The following is a 9,369-nucleotide window of genomic DNA, read 5'->3' as shown; positions in this document are numbered from 1 at the left end:
GGCGTCGAGGCGGCTTCTGCGAGAGTCCGATGATTGGGAGGGCGGGGGGGTATTTGAAACGGTCATTGTGAGTGCCTCCCGGGGCTTAGAGTGACTCGCCCGCGAGGGCTTCGAGTTCGCGCAGGACGTGGTCCTCGACCACGTCCGCGAGGGCGCGCACGGTGCGGGCGGTCAGCACGTCGCGCGGGGTGAGCTCCACCGCGAACGCCGCGTTGGCGCGGGCGGTCACGTGGAGGCTGAGGATGGAGTCGCCGCCGAGGTCGAAGAAGCTGTCGGTGACCCCGACCCTGGGCACGCCGAGCACCTCGGCCCAGATCTCGGCCAGTGCTTCCTCGGTTCCGGTCTCGGGGGCGGTGAACTCGGCGGCGGGGCCGAAGTCCGGGTCGGGCAGCGACCTGCGGTCGAGCTTGCCGGACGGGGTGAGCGGCAGCGCGTCCACGGCGACCAGCGCCGCGGGGACCATGTGCTCGGGCAGGTCCCTGCCGAGCGCGTCCCGCAGTGCCTTGGTGTCCAGATCGGACGGTGTCACGTAGCCGACGAGCTTGCCGTCGCGGGCGATCACGGCGGCGTCGGCGACCTCGGGCCGGGCGGTGAGGGCGGCCTCGACCTCGCCGGGCTCGATGCGCATGCCGCGGATCTTGACCTGCTGGTCGGTGCGGCCCAGGTACTCCACCGCCCCGGCCCGGTTCCAGCGCACCAGGTCGCCGGTGCGGTACATCCGGCTGCCGGGGCGCCCGTGCGGGTCGGCGACGAACCGGTCCGCGGTCAGGCCGGGGCGGTCGAGGTACCCGCGGGCGAGCTGGACCCCGGCCAGGTACAGCTCCCCGGGAGCGCCGACCGGCACAGGGAACAGGTCGGCGTCGAGGACGTAGAGCCGGGTGTTCCAGACCGGCAGCCCGATGGGCACCGTCGACTCACCCGGCCGACACGCCCAGTGCGTGACGTCGACGGCGGCCTCGGTCGGTCCGTAGAGGTTGTGCAGTTGGGCGTCGAGCGCGTCGTGGAACCGCTCGGCCAGGTCGACCGGGAGCGCCTCGCCGCTGCACAGCACCCGGCGCAGGCCGTCGAGGCCGGTCAGGTCGGCGTGGGCGAGGAAGGCGCGCAGCATGGACGGGACGAAGTGGACGGTCGTGACCCGCTCGGCGCGGATCAGCTCGGCCAGGTAGGCCGGGTCGCGGTGGCCGTCCGCCTTGGCGACGACCAGGGTAGAGCCGACGACCAGCGGCCAGAAGAACTCCCAGACCGACACGTCGAAGCTCGCCGGGGTCTTCTGCAGCACCCGGTCGTCGGCGCCGAGGTCGAACCGGCCCTGGGTCCACAGCAGGCGGTTGACGATCGCGCGGTGCGCGACGACGACGCCCTTGGGACGGCCGGTGGACCCGGAGGTGTAGATGACGTACGCGCTGTTGTCCGGCGCGACCGCCACCCCGGGCGCGGTGTCGGGCTGGTCGTGGGTGTCCGGCATGGCGTCGAGCAGCAGCACGGCGTCGGTGTCGGAGACGAGGAACGCGGCCCGGTCCCTGGGCAGCTCCGGGTCGACGGGGAGGTAGGCGGCGCCCGCGCGGAGCACCGCGTGCAGGGCGATCACCAGCTCCGCCGAGCGGGGCAGCGAGACGGCGACGATCTTCTCCGGCCCGGCGCCGTGCCGGGTGAGCCAGTGCGCGAGCCGGTTGACCTCGGCGTCGAACTCGGCGTAGGTCCACCGCCGGTCCCCGCAGACAAGCGCTTGCGCGTCGGGGGTCCGCGCGGCCTGCTCGACCAGCAGCGCGGTGAGGGTGGTGTCCGGGACGTCGACCGCGGTGTCGTTCCACTCGACGAGGACCCGGTCGCGGTCGGCGCCGGTGAGCGCCGGGATGGCGGTGACCGGGCGGTCGGGGTCGACGACGAGTTCGGCGAGGAGCCTGCTCAGCTGGGCGGCGAGGGTCTCGACCGTCTCGGCGTCGAACAGGCCGGGCTCGTAGCCGAACAGCAGCCGCAGCCGCTCGCCCGGGTAGACGGTGACGCTGAGTGGGAAGGTGGTGCTCTCCACCGCGGTCAGCTCACTGAGCCGGGGGCCGTCGGCCGGGTAGTTCTCGAAGATCACCGCGCTGTCGAACAGGTCGACCCCGCCGGGGACCGCGCTGAAGCCGTGCAGCCTGGTCAGCGGGGTGTGCTCGAAGGCGCGGGACTCGACCTGGGCGCGTTGCACCTCGGCCAGCCACCGGGCGACCGGGCCGTCCACAGTGGTCACCACGGGCAGCGTGTTGACGAACATGCCGGTGATCGCCTCGACCCTGGGCAGGTCGGCGGGGCGGCCGGAGACGGTGGCGCCGAAGCACACCTGGCCGCCGGTGCGGTGCCCGCTGTTCTGCGCCAGCAGGAGCGCCCACGCGCCCTGCACGACGGTGCCGAGGGTGAGCCGGTGGTCCTTGGCGAACCGGGTCAGCCGCTCGGTCTCGGCGTCGGTGAGGGTGATGTCGAGCCGGGCGGAGGTGGTCGGCTGGGGGACCGACGCGCGCGGCCGGTCGAACGGCAGCGGGGTCGGGGCCTCCAGGTCGCCGAGCACGGAACGCCAGTGCAGCTCGGCCGTCGCCGGGTCCTGCCGGGACAGCCAGCGGTGGTACTCGGCGAAGTCCGGGCGGTCCGGCAGCGCGCGACCGGCGTAGGCGCCGGCGACGTCGGCGAGGACGCCGAAGATGCTCCACCCGTCGAGCAGCACGTGGTGGAACGTCCACAGCACCTGCACCCGACCGCCGCCGAGCTCGGCCAGCGCCAACCGCATCAGCGGCGGGGCCGCCAGGTCGAACCCCTTGCGCTGGTCGGCGGCGAGCAGCGCGGCCAGCAGGGCCTCGCGGTGGCCGCCGCTCCAGTCCAGCCGGGTGATCGGCAGGTCGACGTGCTCGTGCACCAGCGACACCGGCTCGGCGACGCCCTCCCAGACGACGGCGGAACGCAGGATCGCCGCCCGGTCCACCACCTGCCGCCACGCCGACGCCAATCGGTCGACGTCGTCGATACCGTCGAGCACGAACGCCGTCTGCTGGAAGTACGCGCGCTGTTGTCCCTCACCCGCCCTCCCACCCTGTCCGCCCTGCGACAGCCCGTGGAAGATCATCCCGGCCTGCATCGGGGTCAGCGGCAGGACGTCGACCACGTTCGGGGTGACCAGGCGATCCACAGTGGACTGGTCGAGGCGCACCAGCGGGAAGTCCGACGGCGTGCGGCCCCGGCCGCCCTGGGCGCAGTGCCGCACGATCAGGCGCAACGCGTCGGCGATCGACTCGGCGAAGGTCGACGCGGTGGTCTCGCGGTGCAGGTTCTCGCTGTAGTAGATGGTGATCGCGAGCCGGTCCCGCTCGACCTGGCCCACCACGTCGAGCACGTGCGGGCGCCGGGAGTCCGGGTGGGCGTCGAGGGCGAGGTCGGCGGTTCCGTCGAACCGACCGAGGTAGTTGAACGACACCTCGGCGTCGCCACCCAGGTCCGCGCCGACGAGGTAGCGCAGGGCGCCGTAGCCGATGCCGCGCCGAGGTGTGGCCCGCAGCGACTCCTTCACGGACTTGAGCGCCGTGCCCCAGTCGTCGGCACTGCCGACCACGACGGGGAACATCGTGGTGAACCAGCCCACCGTGCGGGACAGGTCGACCCCGTCGAACAGGTCTTCCCGCCCGTGGCCCTCAAGGTGCACCAGGGTTTCCGGCCGACCGGTCCAGCGCGCGAGCGCGGCACCGAACGCGGTCAGCAGCACGTCGTTGACCTGCGTGCGGTACGCCTCGGGGACCTCCCGCAGCAGCGCGGCGGTCTCGTCCTCGGTCAGCGTGACCGTCACCGAACGCTCGGAGGCGGCGGTGTTGGCGCCGGAGTGGTCGCGCGGCACCCGGGTCTCGGCGCGCAGCTCGGCCCAGTGCGGCAGTTCGTCGGCGAACCCACCGGCGACGGCGTGCTCGGCCAGCTTGGTCGCCCACTCCCGGAACGAGGTGGTACGCCTGGGGAACACGACCGGCTCCCCCGCCGCCGCCTGCCGGTGCGCGGTGCGCAGGTCCTCGGCGATCACCCGCCACGAGACGCCGTCCACCACGAGGTGGTGCGCTCGCAACTGGACAGTGGAATCGCCGTGCAGCTCGACCAGGAAGATCGGCCCGTGCTCACCGATGGCGCCCGACTCGCCGACAGGGGCGTTGTCCTGGTGCCAATCCGCGGCGCGCGTGAACCGCATGCGCAGCGCGTCGTGGTGCTCCAGCACGGCGAACATGGCCGTGGCCAGGGCATCCGGCAGCACCGGCTGGCCGAGGTCGACCACGCAGGTCTGGTCGAACAGGTGCGGGTGGGCGGTGTAGTGGTCGAAGAACCAGCGCTGGATCGGGGTCAGCGGCACCGCGCCGGACTCGGGACCGGCCTCGGGGCGGGTGTCGGCGCCGATCTCGGTGGCGTGCGGGGCGAGGTCGGCGACGGTCTGGTGGACGAACACGTCGCGCGCGGTGAGCAGCAGTCCGGCGGCCCGCGCGGCGGTGACGACCTGGATGCTGAGGATCGAGTCGCCGCCGAGGGCGAAGAAGTTGTCCCGCACGCCGACCCTGGGCGCGCCGAGCACCTGGGCGAACACCGTGGCCAGCGTCGCCTCGACCGGGGTGCGCGGGGCGAGGTAGCGGTTCGGCTCGGCGGGCCTGGGCGCGGGGACGACGACGGCGGAACCCTCGGGGAGGTCCACCAGCGTGCCGAGCGGGGTGTCCGGGCGGGCGGTGACGATCCGCAGCAGCGCGGTGAGTTCCGTGGCCAGCGCGGCGATCCGGGTGCCGTCGAACAGGGCCGTGTCGTACTCCAGCACCATCCGCAGGCCCTCGGCGGACGGCCAGAACTCGACGACCAGGTCGAACCGGGCGGCCGGGCGGGGCAGCGGCTCGTCGACCAGGCGCAGCCCGGCGGCCTCGTGCTGGGTGACCAACGGCTGTTGCAGCGCGACCACGGCCTGCACGAGCGGCGTGCGGCTCGGGTCGCGGACGGTGCTGAGCTGGTCGGCGAGCCGGTCGAAGGGCACGTCGTCGTGGTCGAAGGCGTCGAGCACGGTCTCCCGCACCGCGGTGAGGAAGTCGCTGAAGGGCAGGGACGGGTCGATCCGCGACCGCAGCACCAGCGTGTTGACGAAGAACCCGGCGACCGCGTCCAGCTCCGCGACCGGCCTGCCCGCCCGGACAGCGCCGACCGCGACGTCGCGGGTGCGGCCGTGCTCGGCGAGCAACACCTGCACGGCGGCGGTGAGGGTCATGAACAGCGTCGCCTCGTGCGCGGCGCCGAGGGTGGTGAGCCCGGCGGCGAGGTCGGCGGGCAGGTCCTGGCGCAGCACGGCGCCGGACCCGACCCGCACCGGCGGGCGGGGGCGGTCGGTCGGCAGGTCCAGCGGGAGCAGGCCGTCGAGCCGGTTGCGCCAGTGGGAGAGGTCGGGCTCGGGGCGCTCCAGCTGCCAGGCGGCGTAATCCGGGTACTGGGTGGTGTGCTCGGGCAGGTCCGCGGCGGGGCCGCCGGTCTCCTCGACGTAGAGCGCGGTCAGCTCGTCGACCAGCAGCGCGGCCGACCAGCCGTCGGTGACGATGTGGTGCTGGGCGACCACGAGGACGTGCTCGGCGCCGTCCGCGACCAGGGTCACCCGGGTCAGCGGGCCGGTGGCGAGGTCGTACGGGGCGGCGACGAGCTCGGTGAGGGTCGTGTCGAGGTCGGTGGTGTCACGCTCGGCGAGCGGCAGGGCGGCGTGCTCGGCGACGACCTGGTACTCACCGTCCACTGTGGTCCGTAGGGCGTCGTGGCGTGCAGCGAGCCGGTCCAGCGCCCGGCGCAGGGCGGGGCGGTCGATCACGCCGGTGACCCGCAGCGCGAACCCGGTGTTGTTCACCGGTCCGACCGAGGTCTGTTCCTCCAGCCACAGCCTGCGCTGCGCGGGCGAGAGCGGCAGCGGCTCGTCCCGTGACACCGGCGGGATGACGGCGGCGGTCGCGGGCTGCTCGGGCAGCAGGGCGGCGAGACCCGACACCGTGCGGGCGTCGAAGATCGCGCGGCCGGACAGCGTGGTGCCGAACGCCGACGCGATCCGGGTCTGCGCGCGCACGGCCAGGATCGAGTCGCCGCCGAGGGCGAAGAAGTCGTCGGAGGACCCGATCGAGGTCACGCCCAGCACCTGCGACCAGATGTCGGCGACGAGCCGCTCCCGCTCGTCGCGCGGCGCGACGTGGTCCTCCTCGGCGACCCCGACCGTGGGGGCGGGCAGGGCGTCGCGGTCGAGCTTCCCGTTGGGGGTCAACGGGAACGCGTCGAGCACGACGATCGCGGCAGGCACCATGTGGGCGGGCAGCCGGTCGACGAGCAGGGCGCGCAGCGCGTGCGGTTGGGGGTGTCCGTCGCCGGGGACGACGTAGGCGACCAGCCGCTTGATGCCGGTCTCGGTGCGCGGCACGACGACCGCGCGGCCCACGGTCGGGTCCTTGGCCAGCTCGGCCTCGATCTCGCCGGGCTCGATGCGGAAGCCGCGGATCTTGACCTGGTGGTCGGCGCGGCCGACGAACTCCAGGTTCCCGTCCGCGTCGACCCGCACGACGTCGCCGGTGCGGTACATGCGGGCGCCGCCGGGGGCGGCCAGGAACCGTTGCGCGGTCAGGCCGGGGCGGTCGAGGTAGCCGCGGGCGACGCCGACGCCGGTGACGTACAGCTCGCCGGGGGCGCCCTCGGCGACCGGGCGCAGGTCGTCGTCGAGCACGTGCACCTGGGTGCCGGTGATCGGGCGGCCGATGGTCGGCGAGTCGGGCGACGGGACCAGCGGGTCGCTCCACGAGGTGACCACGGTGGACTCGGTCGGCCCGTAGGCGTTGATCATGTTGCGGCCGGGGGCCCAGCGGCGCACCAGGTCGGCCGACGAGGCGTCGCCGCCGACGATGAGGGTCCGGAAGTCGGGCAGCTCCGTGCCCTCGGGCACGGTGGAGAGCGCGACCGGCGGGATGAGCGCGTGCGTCACCCGCTCGGCGCGCAGCACCTCGGCCAACTGCTCGCCCAGCAGCGGTCCGGGCGGCGGGACGACCAGCGCGGCACCACCGGCGTAGGCCATGCACAGCTCCAGCACCGAGGCGTCGAAGCTCGGCGAGGAGAACTGCAGCACCCGGTCGCCGGGGCGCACGTCGAACCGCTCGACCTCGGCGAGCGCGAAGGTCGCCAGGCCGCGGTGGGTGACCACGACGCCCTTGGGCCGTCCGGTCGAACCCGAGGTGTAGATGACGTAGGCGGGCTGGTCCGCGTAGGCGCGCTCCGGCAGCTCGGCCTCGGCAGCGCCATCCATACCGTCCATTTCGGACAGATCGGTCAGCACGAGCAGCGGCTTGGCGTCGGCGAGCATGTCGGCGATGCGCTCCGCCGGGTACGCCGGGTCGACCGGCAGGTACGCCGCGCCCGCCTTGAGCACCGCCAGTTGCGCCACCACGATGTCCACCGACCGCGGCAGCCGCAGCGCGACCAGCCGCTCCGGCCCGGCGCCGCGCGCGACCAGCGCCCTGGCCACCCGGTCCGACCACCGGTCCAGTTCACCGTAGTCGACCACCCGGTCCCCCGAGCGCAACGCGGGCGCCTCGGGATCGCGGGCGACCTGGGCGGCGAAGAGGTCCAACAGCGTCGGATTCGCTAACCGGGCGGACATCCTGGTCTGACCTTTCATGAGCACGACGGGTAGGCGCGGGGAGACGGCCGCGCGCCTGGGGAGGGGGGTTGCGCTCAGGCGGCCGCGAACGCGGCCGTGGTCTTGCGGGCGAGCCTGCCGCCGACCTGCAGCCAGGCGGGCACGCCGGAGTCGTCGGCGAGGAAGCGGCCGACCTGGTCGGTCTCGCCGGTGTCGCAGTCGCGCATCGCGAAGCGCAGGCCCGACAGCGGGGTCAGGTCGGCGAACGGCTCGCCGTCGACGGTCAGCCGCGGCAGGTCGACGCCCGGGATCACCGAGTACACGGTGTCGCCGTTGGCGTAGTCGCCCGCGATGCCCGCGGGCACCGGGACCGGCTCGACCACGCGCGGCACCGGGTCGAAGCCCGCGACCGGGATGCCCAGCTCGGCCAGGTCGTCGGCCAGGGTGCGCCACATGGCGAAGCCGGAGCCGGAGTTGGCGGTGAACGCCACCACGGTGCCGCTAGACGGGTGCATCCGCAGGTGCGCGGAGGTGCCGTCACCGGTGCCGTCGTGGCCGACCACGGTGCGCCCGGCGCTGTCGTAGACCGCGAGGCCCAGGCCCCAGCCGTCGGCCATGCCGAACGGCTCGGCCGAGGGGACCGCACCGCGCATCTCCTTGAGCGAACCGGGGTCGAGCAGGTCGTTGCCCTCGGCACCGGCCAGCGCGCGTCCCAACCGGACCAGCTGCGCCGCGCTCGCGGCCAGGGCGCCCGCCGGGGCCTCCAGGGCGGTCAGCGACTGGGCGACCGGGCGGACCGAGCCGTGCGAGCGGTTGACCGTGTGCCCGGTCACCACCTCGTTGGTCGACGCGTGGCGGCCTACCACGAACCGGGTGTCCACGCCGAGCGGGCCGAGCACGATGGCCTCGACCGCCTCGGCCCAGTCCATTCCGGTCACCGACTCGATGGCGTGCCCCAGCAGCAGGTAGCCGACGTTGGAGTACGAGAACGCGGTGCCCGGCTCGGCGATCGGGGTCAGCCCGGAGGCCGAATCGTGCAGGAGCCTGCGCAGTGTGGTAGCGGAGGTGAGCGCGCTTTCCCTGGTGTCGGAAGGCAGGCCGGAGGTGTGGCTGAGCAGGTGGCGCGGTGTGGTGTCGGCGAAGTCGGGCAGCACGGCCAGGCCGGGCACCTGCTCGGCGAGCGGCTCGTCGAGGTCGATGTCGCCGTCGACGGCGAGCGCGAGCACGGTGGCCGCGGTGACCACCTTGGTGATCGATCCAACCGGGACGGCGTGCGCGTCGGTCATCGGCTCGCCGGAGCCGTGCCGGACCTCGCCGGTGCACCAAGTCCGGGTGCGGTCGTCGTGGTGGATGGCCAACTGCGCGCCGGGGACGGCGTGCGCCGCGGCCAGCTCACCGAGTCTGGCCGCGATCTGGGTACCTGCGGGTGCGTCCATGGGTCCTCACTGGTAGGTGCCGGTGGGCACGGTGGGGCCACGCACGGAGTTCGGGTGGGACCGGGCGTGGTGGGTGCGGTGTCGGCGACCGGGTTAATCAAGTCCGCCGACTCCGGCGACACCTGTGATCTGTGTTCCCCGCGTTCACCGGATTCAATCCTCGAACGCAATCAATGTTGACCAGCGGCGGAGGAGACCAGCTACCGCCGAATGGAGCAATCGAACCCCTATGCATTGTGGCCACTGCTTTGCGCGGTAGGGCTCGGCGAAATCCCGACAAACTTGTTTGAACGATCAGGCGACGCA

The 9,369-nt window shown here is 73.5% G+C and carries 1 protein-coding gene and 1 pseudogene; both read right to left on the bottom strand.

The features are described 5' to 3' along the window. Positions 1-85: 85 nt before the first annotated feature. Positions 86-7,624 (bottom strand): annotated as a pseudogene (locus BMY07_RS23465) (amino acid adenylation domain-containing protein); the annotation flags it as partial. Positions 7,625-7,722: 98 nt separating this feature from the next. After that, entirely contained in the window at positions 7,723-9,063 is a 1,341-nt protein-coding gene (locus tag BMY07_RS23460; RefSeq protein WP_092782688.1) for a serine hydrolase domain-containing protein, read from the bottom strand. Positions 9,064-9,369 lie beyond the last annotated feature (306 nt).

This window comes from Actinokineospora terrae (assembly GCF_900111175.1).
Taxonomy (GTDB): domain Bacteria; phylum Actinomycetota; class Actinomycetes; order Mycobacteriales; family Pseudonocardiaceae; genus Actinokineospora; species Actinokineospora terrae.
This window is presented reverse-complemented; position numbering and strand designations above follow the sequence as displayed.